This is a genomic window from Mycobacterium sp. P2_H7 (assembly GCF_056403275.1).
The window spans coordinates 72,678-91,269 of the sequence record NZ_JBFUFU010000006.1; the positions used below are offsets into that span (position 1 = coordinate 72,678).

General features: G+C 69.4%; 16 protein-coding genes and 1 tRNA gene. 9 read left to right on the forward strand and 8 right to left on the reverse strand.

Annotation, left to right across the window (positions count from 1 at the left end):
• Positions 1-31 precede the first annotated feature (31 nt).
• Both AC1DY7_RS08920 and AC1DY7_RS08925 read right to left on the reverse strand, forming a co-directional pair.
• Positions 32-1,588 carry an aldehyde dehydrogenase (NADP(+)) gene (locus AC1DY7_RS08920; protein ID WP_477493498.1) on the reverse strand — a complete coding sequence of 519 codons (1,557 nt, stop codon included), beginning with the start codon at positions 1,586-1,588 and terminating at the stop codon, positions 32-34.
• A 123-nt stretch (positions 1,589-1,711) separates the two neighbouring features.
• On the reverse strand, positions 1,712-2,098 hold the full coding sequence (locus AC1DY7_RS08925) for a hypothetical protein (protein ID WP_477493316.1): 387 nt from the start codon (positions 2,096-2,098) through the stop codon (positions 1,712-1,714).
• Between the two features lie 121 nt (positions 2,099-2,219).
• On the opposite strand from AC1DY7_RS08925, the gene AC1DY7_RS08930 reads away from it, so the two are divergent.
• The 5 genes from AC1DY7_RS08930 to AC1DY7_RS08950 are packed head-to-tail and all read left to right on the forward strand — an operon-like array spanning position 2,220 to position 9,729.
• Complete coding sequence (locus tag AC1DY7_RS08930; protein WP_477493317.1) at positions 2,220-6,098, forward strand: Pls/PosA family non-ribosomal peptide synthetase; 3,879 nt, start codon at positions 2,220-2,222, stop codon at positions 6,096-6,098.
• Entirely contained in the window at positions 6,095-7,441 is a 1,347-nt protein-coding gene (locus AC1DY7_RS08935; RefSeq protein WP_477493318.1) for a M1 family metallopeptidase, read from the forward strand. Before AC1DY7_RS08930 ends, AC1DY7_RS08935 begins: the two co-directional genes overlap by 4 nt.
• 7 nt (positions 7,442-7,448) lie before the next feature.
• Positions 7,449-8,678 carry an MATE family efflux transporter gene (locus tag AC1DY7_RS08940; protein ID WP_477493319.1) on the forward strand — a complete coding sequence of 410 codons (1,230 nt, stop codon included), beginning with the start codon at positions 7,449-7,451 and terminating at the stop codon, positions 8,676-8,678.
• An 11-nt stretch (positions 8,679-8,689) separates the two neighbouring features.
• Entirely contained in the window at positions 8,690-9,388 is a 699-nt protein-coding gene (locus tag AC1DY7_RS08945) for a glycosyltransferase family 2 protein (RefSeq protein ID WP_477493320.1), read from the forward strand.
• Positions 9,385-9,729, forward strand: a complete 345-nt coding sequence (locus tag AC1DY7_RS08950; protein ID WP_477493321.1) for a DUF2304 domain-containing protein — start codon at positions 9,385-9,387, stop codon at positions 9,727-9,729. The genes AC1DY7_RS08945 and AC1DY7_RS08950 overlap by 4 nt, the downstream gene beginning before the upstream one ends.
• On the opposite strand, the gene AC1DY7_RS08955 is transcribed toward AC1DY7_RS08950, so the two are convergent.
• From AC1DY7_RS08955 to AC1DY7_RS08965, 3 genes are read right to left on the reverse strand one after another with little or no spacing between them, the layout of a single operon-like run.
• A complete protein-coding gene (locus AC1DY7_RS08955; RefSeq protein WP_477493322.1) occupies positions 9,723-10,304 on the reverse strand; it encodes a TetR/AcrR family transcriptional regulator in 582 nt (193 codons plus the stop codon). The two genes, AC1DY7_RS08950 and AC1DY7_RS08955, sit on opposite strands and share 7 nt — an antisense overlap.
• A 1-nt stretch (position 10,305) precedes the next feature.
• Complete coding sequence (locus AC1DY7_RS08960) at positions 10,306-12,090, reverse strand: N-acyl-D-amino-acid deacylase family protein (protein WP_477493323.1); 1,785 nt, start codon at positions 12,088-12,090, stop codon at positions 10,306-10,308.
• Positions 12,091-12,138: 48 nt separating this feature from the next.
• Positions 12,139-13,071 (reverse strand): NAD-dependent epimerase/dehydratase family protein, encoded by a 933-nt coding sequence (locus AC1DY7_RS08965; RefSeq protein ID WP_477493324.1) that lies wholly within the window; start codon positions 13,069-13,071, stop codon positions 12,139-12,141.
• 47 nt (positions 13,072-13,118) lie between these two features.
• Between AC1DY7_RS08965 and AC1DY7_RS08970 the strand changes: the two genes are divergently transcribed.
• From AC1DY7_RS08970 to AC1DY7_RS08980, 3 genes are read left to right on the forward strand one after another with little or no spacing between them, the layout of a single operon-like run.
• The gene (locus AC1DY7_RS08970) at positions 13,119-14,894 is read left to right on the forward strand and encodes a hypothetical protein (RefSeq protein WP_477493325.1); all 1,776 of its coding nucleotides are present in this window, start codon (positions 13,119-13,121) and stop codon (positions 14,892-14,894) included.
• Positions 14,895-14,923: 29 nt separating this feature from the next.
• Entirely contained in the window at positions 14,924-15,304 is a 381-nt protein-coding gene (locus tag AC1DY7_RS08975) for a carboxymuconolactone decarboxylase family protein (protein WP_477493326.1), read from the forward strand.
• A gap of 51 nt (positions 15,305-15,355) precedes the next feature.
• Complete coding sequence (locus AC1DY7_RS08980; RefSeq protein WP_477493327.1) at positions 15,356-15,727, forward strand: hypothetical protein; 372 nt, start codon at positions 15,356-15,358, stop codon at positions 15,725-15,727.
• On the opposite strand, the gene AC1DY7_RS08985 is transcribed toward AC1DY7_RS08980, so the two are convergent.
• Entirely contained in the window at positions 15,724-16,296 is a 573-nt protein-coding gene (locus AC1DY7_RS08985) for a TetR/AcrR family transcriptional regulator (RefSeq protein WP_477493328.1), read from the reverse strand. The two genes, AC1DY7_RS08980 and AC1DY7_RS08985, sit on opposite strands and share 4 nt — an antisense overlap.
• Positions 16,297-16,343: 47 nt before the next feature.
• Here AC1DY7_RS08985 and AC1DY7_RS08990 point away from each other — a divergent pair, with 47 nt between their 5' ends.
• On the forward strand, positions 16,344-17,216 hold the full coding sequence (locus AC1DY7_RS08990; protein WP_477493329.1) for a lysophospholipid acyltransferase family protein: 873 nt from the start codon (positions 16,344-16,346) through the stop codon (positions 17,214-17,216).
• Between the two features lie 6 nt (positions 17,217-17,222).
• Here AC1DY7_RS08990 and AC1DY7_RS08995 read toward each other — a convergent pair.
• Positions 17,223-17,298, reverse strand: a tRNA-Thr gene (locus tag AC1DY7_RS08995).
• 70 nt (positions 17,299-17,368) lie between these two features.
• A complete protein-coding gene (locus AC1DY7_RS09000; RefSeq protein ID WP_477493330.1) occupies positions 17,369-18,580 on the reverse strand; it encodes a DNA polymerase III subunit delta' in 1,212 nt (403 codons plus the stop codon).
• Between the last annotated feature and the right edge of the window lie 12 nt (positions 18,581-18,592).

Genomic DNA, 18,592 nt, shown 5'->3' on the forward strand with positions numbered 1-18,592 from the left:
TGCTCCTAAAGGTGGTGGTCGGTGATCGAGGTCAGTCGCGGGTGAGTTGGCCGTCGACCCGGCGCCAGAGCGCATCCGGGTTGCCGTCGGCAATGGCGCTGGGCAGCAAGGCATCAGGCACGTCCTGATAAGCCACCGGACGCAGGAAGCGCTCGATGGCGCGGGCCCCCACCGAGGTGGTGCGGGAATCCGAGGTGGCCGGGTACGGCCCGCCGTGCACCATCGCGTGTCCGACCTCGACGCCGGTCGGCCAGCCGTTGAACAAGATGCGGCCCGCCTTGAGTTCCAGCACCGGCAGCAGCTTCGCGGCCACGCCGTAGTCGGATTCCTCGGCGTGCACGGTGGCCGTCAGCTGCCCTTCGAGGCCGGTGGCGACCGCCACCATCTCGTCGACATCGGCGCACCGCACCAGCACGCTCGACGCGCCGAACACCTCGGCCTGCAGTGCGTCCGATGCCAGGAACGTCGCAGCGTCGGCACTGAAAAGTGCCGCCTGACAGGAGTTCTCACTGTCGCCGGCCTGACCGCGGGCCTCTTCGGTGGCGACGGCGCGCAGGCCGTCCACACCCTTGGCGTAGCTCGCGGCGATCCCCGGCGTCAGCATGGGGGTGGCGGCAGCGGCACCCAGAGCGGCACCGGCGGCGGCCAGGAAGTCGTCGAGACCGGGGCCGTTGACGGCGAGCACCAAACCGGGATTGGTGCAGAACTGGCCGGAGCCCATCGTCAGCGAACCGGCGAAGGCCTTACCGATCTCGGCACCGCGGGCGGCCAGGGCGCCGCCGAGCAGGAACACGGGGTTGATGGCGCTCATCTCGGCGTACACCGGGATGGGTTCTGGACGGGCCGCCGCGGCGGCCACCAGAGCCGTTCCGGCGAACCGGGATCCGGTGAACCCGACGGCCTTGATGCGCGGGTCGGTGACCAGGGCGGTGCCCAGGCCGGGACCGGACCCGAACAGCAGGGAGAAGGTGCCCGCGGGCATTCCGGTCTCGGCGACGGCACGGGCGATGGCCGCGCCGACGAGTTCCGAGGTGCCCGGATGGGCGTCGTGCGCCTTGACCACGACGGGGCAGCCGGCCGCCAGCGCCGACGCGGTGTCACCGCCTGCCACCGAGAAGGCCAGCGGGAAATTGCTCGCGCCGAACACGGCGACGGGGCCGAGCGGCACTTCGCGCTGCCGGATGTCGGCACGCGGCAACGGGGTGCGGTCGGGCTGGGCCGGGTCGATGCGGGCGCCGTTCCAGCTGCCCTCGCGCAGGACCGCGGCGAACAGGCGGAGCTGACCGGTGGTCCGGCCGACCTCGCCGCCGATACGCGCCTCGGGCAGGCCGCTCTCTGCGACGGCGCGCTCCACCAGTTCGGGCTTGATGGCTTCGATGCTCGAGGCGATGGCTTCCAGGAACTGGGCGCGCTGCTCGGAGCCGGTCGCCCGGTACGGGCCGAAAGCCTCGACGGCGGCGGCGCAGGCGGCGTCCACATGCGATTCGTCGCCGTAGCGGAAGGCGGGTTCCAGGGTCTGGCCGGTGGCCGGGTTGAAGCCCCGGACCTCGGCGCCGGATCCTGCGACGGGCTTACCGGCGATGATCATCTGGCCGGTCGGACGGGCGGTCAGTTGGGTGGTCACGGGTTCAACGCTAGAACCTCGATCAATTCATGTCCAAGACCATTTTGGCGCACACTAATGCACGAATTGAATTGCCGAGGGAGGCCCTCAGGCGGAGGTGCGGCCCCGCTCGGCGAGCCGGCGCAGCACGTCCTCACCCAACCCGCGCAGGTCCTGCGGGGAGGCCGTGGACACCAGGGTGACCCCGTCGGCGACCTCGGCCGTTTCGATGTCGGCGATGAGACCGGCCAGCCCGGCGACCGTTCCGGCGTACCGGACGCCGACGGTTTTGCCGTCCAGCGACGCGAAGGCCGCCCGCACGTCGCCGTCCACCGCCACCGCGATGTCGAGGATCACCGCCACGTGCTCGGGCCCGCCGCGCAGCCTGGCCCTGGCCCGCCGGGCCTGGGCCAGGTCCGCGGCCACCACCCGCACCGTCGGTTCGGCACCGGAGGTCAACTCACTCCACGCTTCGTCTGCCACAAATAGCCGCACGTCGCCACGATAGAGATGGGTGCCACTCACGCCAACGGTTGCGATCAGCCAGACGGAATGGGAATGCCCCGGGTCCGTGCGGCGTCACCGGCCCGACGCGCGGGCTTAGTAGTTTGTACGGGTGACAGCTCCGGCGATTCCCCCGCAGTACCTCTTGTCGTCCTCGGCGCCGGAGCCGCGGACCCTGATCGACATCCTCTACGACACCGCCCGCCGCTTTCCGGACGCGCCCGCCATCGACGACGGCGAGATTCAGCTCACCTACGCCGAACTGATCGGCGACATCGAGGAGAGTGTGGCGTGGCTGGCCGCCCGCGGGATCGGCCGCGGCGACCGCATCGGCATCCGGATGCCCTCCGGCAGCTACGCGCTGTACACGGCAATCCTGGCGACCCTGGCTGCCGGCGCCGCCTATGTCCCGGTGGACGCCGACGACCCCGACGAGCGCGCAGCGCTGGTGTTCGGCGAGGCCGGAGTGGTCGCGGTGATCACCGAGCGGGGCCTGGTCCGGGCCACCGGGTCGTCGCGCGGCTGGCGCGCCGCGCCGCCACTCCACCGGGACGACGCCTGGATCATCTTCACCTCCGGCTCGACCGGAACCCCCAAGGGCGTGGCGGTGACGCATCGCAACGCGGCCGCGTTCGTCGACGCCGAGGCCCGGATGTTCCTGCAGGCCGGACCGCTCGGCCCCGGGGACCGGGTGCTGGCCGGGCTCTCGGTGGCGTTCGACGCGTCGTGCGAGGAGATGTGGCTGGCCTGGCGGCACGGCGCGTGCCTGGTGCCGGCACCGCGGTCGCTGGTCCGCAGCGGCATGGACCTCGGCCCGTGGCTGGTGTCGCGGGACATCACCGTCGTCTCGACGGTGCCGACACTGGCCGCGCTGTGGCCCGCCGAGGCACTCGAGGCGGTGCGGCTGCTGATCTTCGGTGGCGAGGCCTGCCCGCCCGAACTGGCCGAGCGCCTGGCCGTAGAGGGCCGCGAGGTATGGAACACCTACGGACCCACCGAGGCGACCGTGGTGGCCTGCGCCGCCCCGCTGGACGGCAAGGGGCCGGTCAGCATCGGGCTGCCGCTGCCGGGCTGGGACCTGGTCGTGGTCGATAAAGAAGGCCAACCGGTCCGGCTCGGCGAGGTCGGCGAGCTCGTCATCGGCGGCGTGGGTCTGGCCCGCTACCTGGACCCGGCGAAGGACGCCGAGAAGTACGCGGCCATGCCTTCGCTCGGCTGGGAGCGGGCCTACCGCAGCGGCGACCTGGTGCGCCTGGAGGCGGACGGCCTCTACTTCCAGGGCCGCGCCGATGATCAGGTGAAGGTCGGTGGCCGTCGGATCGAGCTCGGCGAGGTCGATTCGGCACTGGTTCACCTGCCGGGCGTCAGCGGTGGCGCGGCCGCGGTCCGCAAGACCGCCAGCGGCACCCCGCTGCTGGTCGGCTACATCGCCAGTGCCGACCCGGCCTTCGATCTGGCCGCCGCCCGCGCGGCGCTGGCCGCGGCCCTGCCCGCTGCGCTGGTGCCCCGGTTGGTGTTGCTCGACGAGCTGCCCACCCGGACGTCGGGCAAGGTCGACCGCAACGCGCTGCCCTGGCCGCCGCCGGGCGCCGCCGAGGAGGACGAACCCGACCTGGGCACCGGGACCACGGGCTGGCTGGCCGGGTTGTGGCGCCATGTCCTCGGCGCCGCGGTCGACGGACCCGAGGCCGACTTCTTCGCCCTCGGCGGCGGCTCGCTGTCGGCCGCCCAGCTGGTGACCGCGGTGCGTTCGCGCTACCCGCAGGTGACCGTCGCCGACCTCTACGACCATCCCCGCCTCGGCTCGATGGCCGGCTACCTCGACGAGCTGGCCCCGCCACCCGAGGTGCACATCCGCGATGTCGCCCCCACCCCGCTGCTGACCCAGCTGGCGCAGGTCGGCATGTCGATACCGCTGGCCACCCTGACCGGTCTGCAGTGGATCATCTGGCTGGCCGTGCTCAACAATCTGGCGGCCGCGACGAACCTGGTGCCGTGGGCGGTGCACCTCAACTGGTGGGTGATCCTCGCCGGCTTCCTGGTGTTCATCACCCCGCCCGGACGGATGGGGATCGCGGTGCTGGGCGCCCGGACCCTGCTGTCCAACCTGCAACCCGGCACGTACCGGCGCGGCGGCTCGGAGCACCTTCGGGTGTGGTTCGCCGAGCGGCTGGCCGACGCCAGCGGCGCCGAGAACCAGGCGGGCGCGCCGTGGTTGGTGTACTACGCGCGCGCCCTGGGTAATTCGGTGGGCAATGGCGTCGACCTGCATTCCGCACCGCCGGTGACCGGCCTGCTCACCGTCGGGCACCGGGCTTCGGTCGAACCCGAGGTGGACCTCACCGGGCACTGGGTCGACGGCGATCTGTTCCATGTCGGGGCCATCAGCATCGGCAACGACGCCAGCATCGGTGCGCGCACCACCCTGTTCCCCGGCGCCACCATCGGGAAGAACGCCGACGTGGCACCGGGTTCCGGCGTGGTCGGCAAGGTGAAGAACGGCCAGTTCTGGAAGGGCTCGCCCGCGGCGAAGTCCGGGAAGGCCCGTCACCCCTGGCCCGACGAACGCCCGCCGCGCTCGACGGTGTGGGTGACGATCTACGGGATCTCGTCGATGTTGTTGGGCGCCTTGCCATTGGCAGGGCTGGCCGCCGGGCTGGCCGTGCTGGCCTGGGCCATCCACGGCACCGCCACCCCCACCGAGGCGATCGTCCCGGTGCTGCTGTGGACACCGGTCGCCGCGCTGGCAGCCATGGCGACGTACGCGGCGCTGACCGTCATCGGCGTGCGCGCGCTGTCCATCGGCCTGAACGAGGGTTATCACCCGGTGCGCAGCCGGGTGGGCTGGCAACTGTGGGGTACCGAGCGGTTGATGGACGCCGCCCGCAATTACCTGTTCCCGATCTATGCCAGCCTGCTGACCCCGTGGTGGTTGCGCCTGCTGGGCGCGAAGATCGGTAAGGGAACCGAGATCTCGACCGCGTTGCTCACCCCGAAATTCACCGTCGTCGAAGACGGCGCTTTTCTGGCCGACGACACCATGGTCGCCTCCTACGAACTCGGTGGCGGCTGGATCCACGTCGCGAGGGCCACCATCGGCAAGCGGGCGTTCCTGGGGAACTCCGGAATCACCCAACCCGGCCGCCGGGTTCCCGACGACGGTCTGGTCGCGGTGCTCTCCGCCGCACCGCACAAGGCCAAGGCCGGTTCGTCATGGCTGGGCAGCCCGCCGATCCGGTTGCGCCGCAACCCCACCGACGCCGACGCCCTGCGCACCTTCCACCCGTCGGCCCGGCTGAAGGTCATGCGGTCGGTCGTCGAGACCTGCCGCATCATCCCGGTCATCGTCACCTTCGGGATCGGCGTCGCCGTGCTGGCCGGTCTGCAGGCGCTGGCCGACGCCTTCGGGTACGGCCTCGCCGCCCTCGCCGGTGGCGTGGTCCTGCTGATCGCCGGCGGGGTCGCCGGGGCCATCGCGGTGGTGGCCAAATGGCTTGTCATCGGCCGCATCCAGGCCGTCGAACATCCCCTGTGGTCGTCGTTCGTCTGGCGGAACGAAGTGGCGGACACCTTCGTCGAGACCGTCGCCGCGCCGTGGTTCGCACGCGCGGCCACCGGCACACCGGTGATGAACATCTGGCTGCGCGGACTCGGCGCGAAGATCGGCCGCGGGGTGTGGTGCGAGACGTACTGGCTGCCCGAGGCCGACCTGGTGCGCCTGGGCGCAGGCAGCACCGTCAACCGCGGGTGCGTGGTGCAGACACACCTCTTCCATGACCGGATCATGCGACTGGACACCGTCGTCGTCGACGACGGCGCCACCATGGGACCGCACTGTGTCGCGTTGCCGGCCAGCAAGATCGGCGCCGGCGCCACCGTCGGCCCGGCATCGCTGGTGATGCGCGGCGACGAGGTGCCCGGCTCCACCCGCTGGCAGGGCAACCCGATCGCGTTGTGGGATCCGGCGAAAAAGAAGAAGAACGAGAAGTGAGCCGACCGGCGAAGAAGGCCGCCAAGAAGGCGGCCTCTTCCAGCCCGCCCGTCATCGACCCCTACCTGCCGCGCAACGGGAACTTCGGTTACCGCGTCTCCCGGTACGAACTCGACCTGGAGTACAAGGTTTCGGCCAATCGGCTGTCCGGGACGGCGACCATCACCGCCGTGACGCTGGCCGAGTTGCGCACGTTCACCCTGGATCTGGCCACACCACTGAGTGTCACCAAGGTCACCGTCAACGGACGCCGCCCCGACCAGTTCCGATGTTCGAACGGCAAGTTGCACATCGCCCTGCCCACCAAATTGCCCGCCGGGGCGGCGATGACCATCGCGATCCGTTACGGCGGCGCACCGCGTCCCATCCGAACCCTGTGGGGCGACGTCGGTTTCGAAGAGCTCACCAACGGCGCACTGGTCGCAGGCCAACCCAACGGTGCGGCATCGTGGTTCCCGTGCGATGACCACCCCGCCGCCAAGGCCAGCTACCGCATCAAGATCGCCACCGACAATCCCTACTACGCGATCGCCAACGGCGAGTTGATCTCCCGGCAGTCCCGGGCCAGCCTGAACATCTGGACCTACGAGCTCGCCGAACCTACCTCGACCTACCTGATCACTCTGCAGATCGGGATGTACGAGCGGCTGCGGATACAGAAGAGCCCGGTCCCCATGTACGCGGTGCTGCCGGACCGGCTGCGCAGGCAGTTCGATCACGATTTCGGCAGACAGCCGCAGATGATGAAGCTGTTCACCAAATTGTTCGGGCCGTACCCGCTGGTCGACGGCTACACCGTCGTCGTCACCGCCGATGATTTGGAGATTCCGCTTGAGGCCCAAGGGCTTTCGATCTTCGGTGCCAACCACTGCGACGGCAAACGCACCGCGGAACGGCTGATCGCCCACGAGATGGCCCACCAGTGGTTCGGCAACTCGGTGACGGCGCGGCGCTGGCGCGACATCTGGCTGCATGAGGGATTCGCCTGCTACGCCGAATGGTTGTGGTCCGAGGAGTCCGGCGGTCCCAGCGCCGACGAACGGGCCCGGTCCTATCACAAGCGTCTGCAGCATTCGCCGCAGAACCTGCTGCTGACCGATCCCGGGGCGGCCGACATGTTCGACGACCGGGTGTACAAGCGGGGCGCATTGACCCTGCACGCCCTGCGCCTGGCGATCGGTGATACCAGTTTCTTTGCCCTGCTGAAGGATTGGACGACGCGGTACCGGCACAGCACCGCGGTCACCGACGATTTCACCGGGCTGGCCGCCAATCACGCCGCCGTCTCACTGCGCCCGTTGTGGGACGCCTGGCTGTATTCGACGGCCGTGCCGGACCTGTGACGGTCCCATGACCGACGGGCCGGTCACGCGGAACAGTGTCGCCCGGGTGGGGTTGGCCACGGTGCTGTCGGCACTGTGCGGCTACGCCGTGCTCTACCTGGCGGCCCGCAATCTGGAACCGGCCGGCTTCTCCCTGTTCGGGGTGTTCTGGGGTGCGTTCGGTCTGGTGACCGGGGCCGCCTTCGGGTTGTTGCAGGAGGCCACCCGCGAGGTCCGGGCCGCGCGGCACACCGGCGAGATCACCGGTCCGCGCACCCATCCGATGCGGGTGGCCGCGGGCCTCGGTATCGCGGCAGCCGTGTTCATCGCGGTCACCGCACCGCTGTGGTCGGGCCATGTGTTCGCACAGTCCCGGTTGCTGTCCGTCGTCCTGCTCAGCGTCGGGCTGGCCGGTTTCTGCCTGCACGCCACCCTGCTGGGCATGCTCGCCGGTGTGGACCGCTGGACCCAGTACGGAGCGCTGATGGTCACCGACGCCGGCCTGCGGGTGCTGGTCGCGGTGGCGAGCTTCCTGGCCGGGTGGGGACTGGCCGGTTATCTGTGGGCGACCGTCGCGGGTTCGGTGTCCTGGTTGCTGCTGCTGCTTGCCTCGCCGTCGAACAGGGCAGCTGCGGCGCTCGCGACACCGGGCAGCGTGCGGACCTTCCTGGCGGGGGCGTCCCACTCCATCGCCGCCGCGGGCGCCAGCGCCATCCTGATCATGGGATTCCCGGTGCTGCTCAAGGCGACCACGGCGCACCTCGGCGCCACCGGCGGCGTCGTCATCCTCGCCGTCACCTTGACCAGGGCTCCCCTGCTGGTGCCGCTCACCGCGCTGCAGGGCAATCTGATCGCCTACTTCGTCGACAAACCGGACGAGCGGCTACGCGCGCTGGTCATCCCGGCCGTGGTGGTCTCCGCGATCGGCGCACTGGGCGTGGTCGCGGCCGGGCTCGCGGGACCCTGGCTGCTGGAAGCCGGGTTCGGTTCGGACTACCGGGCGGGCGGCGCGCTGCTGGCGTGGCTGACCGCCGGTGCGGTGGCCATCGCGCTGCTGACCCTGACCGGTGCCGCCACCGTGGCCGCCGCCCTGCACCGCGCCTACGCGACGGGCTGGGTGAGTGCCACCGTCGCGGCGACCCTGCTGCTGCTCCTGCCGCTCGAACTGGAGACCCGCACCATCGTCGCGCTGTTGTGCGGGCCGCTGGTGGGAATCGCGGTGCACCTGGCGGCGCTGGCGCGGACTTCCCCTTCGTAGCGTGTAGTTTGGTGCCCATCGAAACCCCGTACCAGGACGTTTGGATCATCGTCCCCGCCTTCAACGAAGCGAGCGTCATCGCCGACGTCATCGCCGAATTGCGGACCGTCTTTCCGAACGTGGTGTGCGTGGACGACGGCAGCCGCGACGGCACCGCCGACGCCGCACACGCCGCGGGCGCACACCTGGTGCGCCACCCCGTGAACCTCGGGCAGGGCGCGGCCATCCAGACCGGTGTCGAGTACGCGCGGTCCCGGCCCGGGGCGGCGGTGTTCGTCACCTTCGACGCCGACGGACAGCACCGGGTCAAGGACGTCGTCCGGATGATCGACCGGCTCACCGGGGATTCCGTCGATCTGGTCATCGGCACCAGGTTCGGCGGCGCCGTCACCCACACTCCCCCGCTCAAACGGGTCATCCTGCGGCTCGCGGCGGTCGTCAGCCCGCACAGCCGCAGCCTTGGTCTCACCGACGCCCACAACGGCTTGCGGGTGTTCGACAAGGAGGTGGCCGACGAACTCAACATCACCATGAGCGGCATGGCGCACGCCAGCGAGTTCATCGCCCTGGCAGTCGAAAACCATTGGCGGGTAGCCGAAGAGCCGGTCGAGATCCTCTACACCGACTACTCGAAGTCCAAGGGCCAGCCCCTGCTCAACGGGGTCAACATCCTGTTCGACGGCCTCCTGCGCGGGAGGATGTCCCGATGAACTGGATCCAGGTGCTGCTGATCGCCTCGATCGTCACGCTGCTGGTCTACCTGCTGCGGTCACGGCGCAGCGCCCAGGCCAAGGCGTGGGTGAAGCTGGGCTACCTGCTGTTCGTCGTCGCGGCGATCTACGCGATCGTGCGGCCCGACGACACCACCGTGGTGGCCAACTGGCTCGGGGTCAAACGCGGGGCGGACCTGCTGGAGTACGCCCTGATCATTGCGTTCCTGTTCACCACGATCAGCACCTACATGCGGTTCAAGGATCTGGAGCTGCGGTATGCGCGGCTGGCGCGGGCGGTGGCCCTCGACGGTGCGCGCGCCCCCGCCGACGATCAGTAGCCGAGCAGTTTGGTCAGCAGGGCGATCTTGCGGGCCTCGAACTCCGGGTCGGGCAGTACGCGCCGCAAAATGGCCGACCCGTCGAAGGTGTTGGTGAGCAACGCCGTCACCACCGCACGGGACGCATCGGGGAATTGGTCGGCGGGCGGGATGGCCCGGGCCGTCTCGAAGATCTTGGTCCCGTACTCGGCCAGCACGTGCTGCAACGTGGTGCGCAGCTTCTCGTCGGTGCGGGCCGCGATCATCAACTCGAACAACACCGCGTTGGTGTCATTGCCGGTGACGTCGCTCAACACCGCCAGGACCGCGGGCAGCGCCGGCTCACTGGCCGGGATCTCCGCGACCTGCTTGCTGAACAACTCCAGCTGACGGCGCAACACCTCGTAGGCGGTGGCGGCCATGAAGTCCCCGATGGTCGGGTAGTGCCGGAACAGCGCACCCACCGACATGCCCGCGCGCTTGCAGATGACCGCCGCCGACGCACGGGCATAACCGATCTCGATGATCGTCTCGATGCTGGCGTCGAGCAGCCGGGCGATGGTCTCCTCGCGTCGCTGCTGCTGGGTGCGGGCCACGTCAGACCGCGGCCGGTTTCGCGCCGGAGTCGGCGCCGGCCCGCAGGTAGCGCCCGGAGCGGACCGTGGAGCCGTAGCCATCGCGGAACTCGCCGGCGCGGAACACCACCTGGCCGTTGACTCCGGTCGCAAGAACAGTGGCGTCGTTGCGGTTGACCATCCGGCTCAGATCGCCGTAGAACGGGACCGTCGCCTCGTGGTAGGAGTTCACCGAATCATCAAGGGCGGCAGGGTCGATCACCACGAAGTCGGCGCGGTCCCCGCGCCGCAGCGTGCCCGCCTCCAGGCCGAACCAGTCGGCCACCTCGGCGGTGAGGCGGTGGATGGCATGTTCGGTGGTCAGGAACGGCCGGCCGGCACGGTCGGCATCGCGCACCCGCTTGAGCATCCGCAGCGCGTAGTTGTAGAACGCCATGTTGCGAAGGTGCGCGCCGGCATCCGAGAACCCCATGTGCACCGACGGCTCCTTGGCCAGCTTGTCCAGCTGCTTGGGCCGGTGGTTGGCCACGATGGTGGTCCAGCGGACATTGCGTTCACCGTTCTCCACGAGCACATCGAGGAAGGCGTCCAGCGGGTGGATGCCGCGCGCGTCGGCGATCTGGCCGAAGGACTTGCCGACCAGCGTGGCATCCGGGCATTCGACAATGGTGGCATCATGAAAGTCCCTGTGCCACAGGGCAGGTCCGAGCTTGCGTCGGTCGAAGGAGCGGTGGAACCGGCGGCGGTACTCGGGATCGGCGAGCAGCGTGTTGCGCTCCAGCTGATCACGAAGGTGCAGGGCGGCGGTGCCCGCGCCGAACTCCTCGAAGACCGGCAGGTCGATTCCGTCGGAATACAGTTCGAACGGCACCGGCAGATGCTGGAAGCGCACCTTCGAATCCAGGATCCGGTTCAGCAGCCGCACGCCCGGGCCCAGGATGTGCACCGCCCCGGGTGAGGATTTGGCGTCGGCGGAGACCAGCAGGCTCATCCGCACGCCGCGGCGGCGCCCGAACAGACCGCTGCTCTCCAGGAAGAAGTTCAGTGCCTCTTGGATTTTCGCGACGTTGGGCGCGCTCTGTAGGATGCGCCCGTGCTTGCGGAGCACCTTGATCAGCCTGCGCCGCTCCCGCCAGGTGGCGAAGGTCGACGGCAGCGCCCGGGAGCGGAACCGGTCGCCGTCGAGTTTGTCGATCGCCGCATCCATCCCGGACATGCCGAGCATGCCGGCCTCCAGTGCCTTCTCCAGCCGCTGCGCCATGATCTCGAGTTCCGCGTCGGTCGGTTCGACGTCGCGGGTGGTGGCACGGTCCAGTCCCAGCACCGACGCCCGCAGATCCGAATGCCCCAGCAAGGAAGCGATATTCGGGCCGAGCGGCAGCGCGTCGATGGTCTCGACGTAGCCTGCCGGGTCGGTCCAGGTCTTGTGCTCGGTCAGGGCGCCGAGCACGTACTGGCGCGGCACCGCCTCCACCCGGCTGAACAGGTCGGCGGCATCCTCGGTGTCGGCGTACACCGTGGACAGCGAGCACATGCCGAGCAGCACGGTGGTGACGCCGTGGCGCACCGACTCACGCAACCCGGGATCGAGCAACACCTCGGCGTCGTAGTGGGTGTGCACGTCGATGAAGCCAGGGGTCACCCACTTGTCCGAAGCGTCGATGACATCGGGGCAACCCGTCTCATCCAGTGGCCCGGCCGACACGTCGGCCACCACCCCGTCGCGGATTCCGAGGGTGCGGGTCAGCGGCGGCCGGCCGGTGCCGTCGAACCACAGACCATTGCGGATGATGACGTCATAGGGCATGCCACCAGGCTAGGTTAGATAGCGAGCGCTCACAATCTTTTTGAGCGATCAATTCCGGAAGAAGTCGACCGTCCGCTCGATGCCCTCGTCGATGCCGACCTGCGGCACCCAGCCCAGCACCTCGGCGCCGCGGCTGATGTCGAGCTGGGATTTACGCAGGTCACCGAGGCGGGCGGGGTGGAACTCCGGGTCGTCTGCGGTGCCCACGGACTTGGCGATCGAGGAGTGCAGGTCGCGCACCGTGGTGCTGATGCCGGTGCCGACGTTGAAGCGCTGCCCGCTGCCGGCCTCGCCGGAGGCTTTCACGAAGGCGTCCACCACGTCGTCGACGAACACGTAGTCGCGGCTGTCGGTGCCGTCACCGAAGATCTTGGTGGTCGACCCGGCCAGCAGTGCCTTGGCGAAGATCGCCACCACACCGGCCTCGCCGTGCGGATCCTGGCGCGGGCCGTAGACGTTCCCGGGTGCGATGTGCGAGCAGTCCAGGCCGTACAGGTTGCGGAACGTGTTGAGGTACACCTCGCCGGCCACCTTGCTGGCCGCGTACGGCGATGCCGGGTCGGTGGGCACCTCTTCACTGGTGGGGAATACCGGCGGGGTGCCGTAGATGGAGCCACCCGAGGAGGTGTGCACGATCTTGCGCACGCCGTGTACGCGGGCGGCTTCGGCCAGCCGGATGGTGCCGACCACGTTGACCGAGGCGTCGAACTGCGGATTGTCCACGGAGTGCCGCACCGAGATCTGCGCAGCCAGGTGGAAGATCACCTCCGGCTGGGCCTCGGCAACGATCGCGCCGAGGTCGGCGGACACGATGTCGGCCTCGATGAAGGTGAAGTCGGGGTGAGCTTCCGCCGAGGTCAGGTTGACCCGCCGGCCGGTACTCAGATCGTCGATCCCCACGACGGCATGCCCGTCGGCGAGCAAACGATCGACGAGGGTGGATCCGATGAATCCGGCAGCGCCGGTGACCAGTGTGCGCACGGCCTCACTTTAGCCGCGGAAGGTGTGCATCCGTACAGTCGGCAGCGATGAAACCGGGCCGGGGCGAGCGCAGCGACGGGGGATGGATTGCGCACGTCGCTGTGGCGCTGATCGTGGCGCAGCTGGCGATCCGCGCAGTGGTGGCCTTCGGTGGCTATTTCTACTGGGATGACCTGATCCTGATCGGCCGCGCCGGCACCCAGGGCCTGCTGTCCCCCGGGTATCTGTTCGACGATCACGACGGGCATGTCATGCCGGGCGCGTTCCTGGTCGCCGGCGTGATCACCCGGCTGGCGCCGTTCAGTTGGATCTGGCCCGCGCTGAGCCTGCTGGTGCTCCAGCTACTGGCTTCGCTGGCTCTGCTGCGGACGTTGCACATCATTCTCGGCCGGCGCCCGGTGTTGTTGGTGCCGTTGACGTTCGCGTTGTTCACCCCGCTGACGGTGCCCGCCTTCGCGTGGTGGGCCGCCGGGCTGAACGCGCTGCCGCTGCAGGCCGCGCTGGCCTGGGTGTGCGGGTCGGCGATCCTGTTCCTGCGCACCGGCAACCGCAGGCACCTCGGTTCGGCGGTGCTGGTCTACTTCGGCGGTCTGCTGTTCTTCGAGAAGTCGGCCGTCATCCCGTTCGTCGCGTTCGCCGTCGCGGCCCTGCTGGCCCACGTGCGCGGGGAGTCGGTGGCGGAGGTGTGGCGACGGGGGCGCGCCCTGTGGGTGTCGCTGCTGCTGATCACCGCGGCGTGGATCGGCGTGTACCTGGTGGTCGTCGACCAGAAACGCTGGACCTTGGACCCCGTCATGACGTGGGACCTGTTGCGGCGCTCGGTGACCCACGCGATCGTGCCGGGTCTGGCGGGTGGGCCGTGGGACTGGCAGCGCTGGGCGCCGGCGTCGCCGTGGGGAACTCCCGGCGTGACCGTCATGGCGCTGGGCTGGCTGGTGCTGGCGGCCGTCTTCGCGGTGTCGCTGCTGCGCAAGCGGCGGCTCGGTTGGGTGTGGGCCACCGCTGTCGGCTACGCGGTGGCCTGCCAGGTGCCGATCTATCTGATGCGGTCGTCCCGGTTCACCGCACTGGAATTGGCGCAGACGTTGCGCTACCTCCCGGATCTGGTGGTGGTGCTGGCGCTGCTGGCGGCCGTCGCGTTCTGTGCACCCAATCGCACGTCGCCGCGACTGGACGCTTCGGTGCCGCGTTCGGTGGCGGTCGCCATGGTGGCGCTGGTGTTCGTGGCGAGCAGCCTGTACTCCACGGTGACGTTCCTGCGGGTGTGGCGGGACAGCCCCGTGCCTGCCTACGTGGCCAATGTCCGCGCCGGGCTCGCCTCCGTGGACACCCCGCTGCTGGACCAGGAGGTGGATCCGCTGATCCTGCAGCGGGTGGCCTGGCCGGAAAACCTGGCCGGCCATATGTTCGCGCTGGTCCGCCCGCGGCCCGAGTTTGCCACCGCCACAACCGAACTCCGCATGTTCGACAGCGCCGGCCGACTGTTGGACGCGGTGGTCACCTGGATGCGCACCATCACCCCCGGCCCGCACCCGAACTGCGGCTACCTGGTGCAGCCCGACGACGAGGTCACCATGCCGCTGGACGGGCCGCTACTGCCCGCCGACTGGACCGCCGAGATCAACTATCTGGCCAACAACGACGGCACGCTGACGATGACGCTGCCCGAGGGACCACCCGCGAAAGTGCCTGTGCGACCGGGGTTGAACCGGGTGTTCGTCCGGCTGCCGGGCGCCGGCGCGGCCATCAAGGTACGGGCCGACACCGCGGCACTGTCGGTGTGCATCGCGTCGGGACCTGTCGGATTCGTGGCGCCGAAGTAGTTGCGGCCCCGCATGCCAAGATCGTAAGCATGACTAACTTACGTGGCGAGGGTCTGCGGGTGTTCCGCGAACTGCTCCCCGGCTCACTTCCCGACGACGACACCGAGGTCGATTTCAGCGACGGCTTCGCACCGGAACTGATGGACATCGGCATCGAGAGCATCTTCGGCCGGCTGTGGTCGCGCGAAGGACTGAGCAAACGAGACCGCAGCCTGGTGACCCTCGGGATCCTCATCGCACTGCGCGCGAACGACGAACTGGACGCGCACTTCCGGATCGCCCGAACCAACGGACTCTCCGATGCCGAGTTGGCCGAAGTGATCTACCACGCCAGCGGATACGCCGGATTTCCCGCCGCCAACTCGGCGCGCACCGTCGCCACCGAGGCGCTCGCACCCGAATCCGCCTGAGCCCGGCGTGTGCGGCCGGACTTGTCGGTGACCTTCCCTAGGCTGCTCGGCATGAGTTGGCCAGATTCCCGCCCGTCGGTCGTCGCGCCGTGCCCGCACTGCGATGTCGACACGGTGTGGCTGCAGCTGGCCTACGGCAGCTGGCAACTGTTCGACGCACACATGCACGCCACCGACGACAGCGCACCCGGTAACCGGTTTGCCATCCGGCGGCACACCCGCCAGGTGATCGACCTCGACGACGAGCTGGAAAGCCGCTGGCCGACAACATGTCTGCAGCTGCACAAGTTCGCCTGCCCGGCCAGCTTCGAGCAGGCGCGCTTCCACCAGCGCAGGCCCCGCCAGGCCCACGACATCGATCTGGATGACCTGTTTCAGCGCCTCGCGGTACGCCGGGATGCGCTGGCAGCCGAGGCGGGTTAGCCACCCGGTTTCGCGATGATCCGCCGGGCCGCCTCGATGACGACGGCGCGACGGCTCGCGATGACCTCCGGGTCGTCGGTGCCCGCGATGTCGTCGGGCAGGTGTGCCCACGCCAGCCCGACCCCGAACAACAGGACGATCAGTTCCTCGGGCTTCCAGTTCGGATCGACGCGCCCGTCGGCCTGCGCGGCCTCGATGGCCGTGACCACCAACTCGGGAACCGGGTGACTGGCGGCGTCGGGCGCCGGCAGCACGAAGCCCTCCAGCCGGGCCCAGGTGAGCATGCGTAGGTGCTCGGGCCGCCGGCAGGCCAGGTCGTAGACACCGGCCGCGTATTCGGCGACGTCCTCGGGTGCTATCGGCACGGATTCGAAGAACTCGGCGGCGTCGGCGAGTGCGACCTCCCGGAACAAGGTCTCCTTGTCACCGAAGTGGGCGTACAGGCGTTCCTTGCTGGCCCTGGCGGAGGTGGCGATGCGGTCGATGCGGGCGCCGGCCAGCCCGCACCGGGCGAATTCGGCGCGGGCGGCGGTGAGGATCTCACCGCGCAGCTCTGTCGTCGTTCTCACAGGCTGATCATATACAGACGAACCAGTTCGTTCGGTATCGTGGCGTCATGTCCGCGCACATCATGACCAACGTCGACACCCTGATCGACCCACCCGGCCACATCCGCGCGATGCGAAGCGCCGCCGAGACCGTCGCCGACGCGGCCGCACCTCTTGTCGATCTGTATCGGCCGTACGTCGACGGTCTGGAGAACCTTCCACGCGACGGCCGATTCCTGTTGGTGGGCAACCACTCCCAGGCCGGCCTCGAGGCATTCCTGATCCCCTACGCGGTGCGTCGCGAACTCGGCATCCTGGTCCGGCCGCTCACCGACCGCGGCTTCGGCAAAATGCCCTTCCCCGCAGGCGAGCTGATGGCCGCGTTCGGCGCGACCGTCGGGGCGCCGGAATCCGCGCGGGAATTGATGCGGCACGACCAACCCATCCTGGTGTTCCCCGGCGGCGGCCGTGAGATCGCAAAGTTCAAGGGCGAGCAGAACACGCTGCGCTGGGAGGGCCGCGCCGGTTTCGCCCGGCTGTCGGTGGAGAACGACTACCCGATCGTGCCCGCGGCGCTCATCGGCGGCGACGACGTCTATACGAGCCTGACCCGCCGCGACGGACTGTGGGGTCGATTCAGCCAGGGGTTGGCCGAGAAGTTCGGCGGCAAACCCGACATGGCGATGCCGCTGGTTCGCGGACTCGGGCCGACGATGATCCCCCGTCCGCAGCGGATGTACCTGCGCTTCGCCGCGCCGATCGACACTGCCAAGCCCGACGGTGTCGACGAGCAGGCGTGGGTCGCGACGGTCCGGGATGAAACCAAGGACCGGCTGGAGCGCGCGCTCGAAGAGCTACTGGCCATCCGTGCCGAAGACCCGTACCGGGAACTCAATCCACTGGCGTGGCGCCGGGCGGTGCAACCCAACCGGTCTGCCTGAAAAAAATGGAGCCGCCCAGGGGAATCGAACCCCTGACCTTCTCATTACGAGTGAGATGCTCTACCGACTGAGCTAGGGCGGCGATGCCTGTTCACGCAGGCGCAGGTGAGTCTACGGCAGCACCTGTCCACCGCCCAAAAGACGGCCCCGGCTCAGCTCTTGAGCGCCATTCCCACCGTCGCGACCAAGGCGTCGACGGCGAACTTGGGCTTCACGTTCGTCTCGAGCGCCTCCCGGCATGCCAACACCGCCTCGATGCACCGCAGCAATTTGTCGGGTGGTGCGTGCGCGGCCAGCGCGGCGATCTTCTCCTGCATATCGGGGTGGTTGGCCACCACCCCGCCGGCGCCCGCGGACACCACCAGCGCGTCGCGGAAGTAGGTCGCCAGGTCCATCAGCGCACGATCCAGTGCATCCCGCGAGGCGCGGGTCTGTCGCGACTTCTGCCGTTTCTCCAGATCTTTCATCGCGCCGGCCGCCCCGCGAATCGCCCCCGCGGCCCCCTTGCCGGTGCCGCCCGCGCCCAACGCGGTGCGCAGCTCGTCGGTTTCGCTCTCGTTGCGGCCGGCGGTCAAGGCCTTCGCCTCGGCCTCGGCCGTCGCCACCAATTCTTCGGCCGCGGCGTAGGCCCGACTCGGGGTGGCCGCATCGCGAGCCAGTCCCAGCGCGCGCTCGCGGCGCTGCCGGGCCTCCGGATCCGTCGCCAACCGCCGCGCCCGGCCGACGTGCCCGCCGCTGATCGAGGCCGCCCAGGTGGCGAGCTCCTCGGTCAGGCCGTCGTTGTCGACGAGCACCTGCGCGATGGCTTCCGCGCGCGGCGTCACCAAGGCGACGTGCCGGCAGCGGGAGCGCAGCGTCACCGCGATGTCCTCCGGATCCACCGACGGCGCGCAGAGCAGGAACACCGTCGACGGCGGCGGCTCCTCGACCACCTTCAGCAGCGCGTTGGCCGCCCCCTCGGTGAGCCGGTCGGCGTCCTCGACCACCACGATCTGCCAACGACCGGTGCCCGGGCGGCGTGACGCGATCTGCACGATGTCGCGCATCTCGGAGACACCGATGGACAGACCTTCGGGGATGATGCGCCGCACGTCGCCGTGGGTGCCTGCCATCGTCGTGGTGCAGGCGCGGCATTCGCCGCAACCCGGTTCACCCTCGGACTGGCACTGCAGGGCGGCCGCGAAACACACCGCGGCGATGGACCGACCGGACCCCGGCGGGCCCGTGATCAGCCACGCATGAGTCATCCCACCCGCTGTGAGTCCGCTGTGAGAGGAATCACGACGAGCCTTGCGCGCGGCCGCCACCAACTCCGCCGCCACGGCGTGTTGGCCCACCAGCCGCTCGAATACACCGCTTCCCACGGCTCAGACACT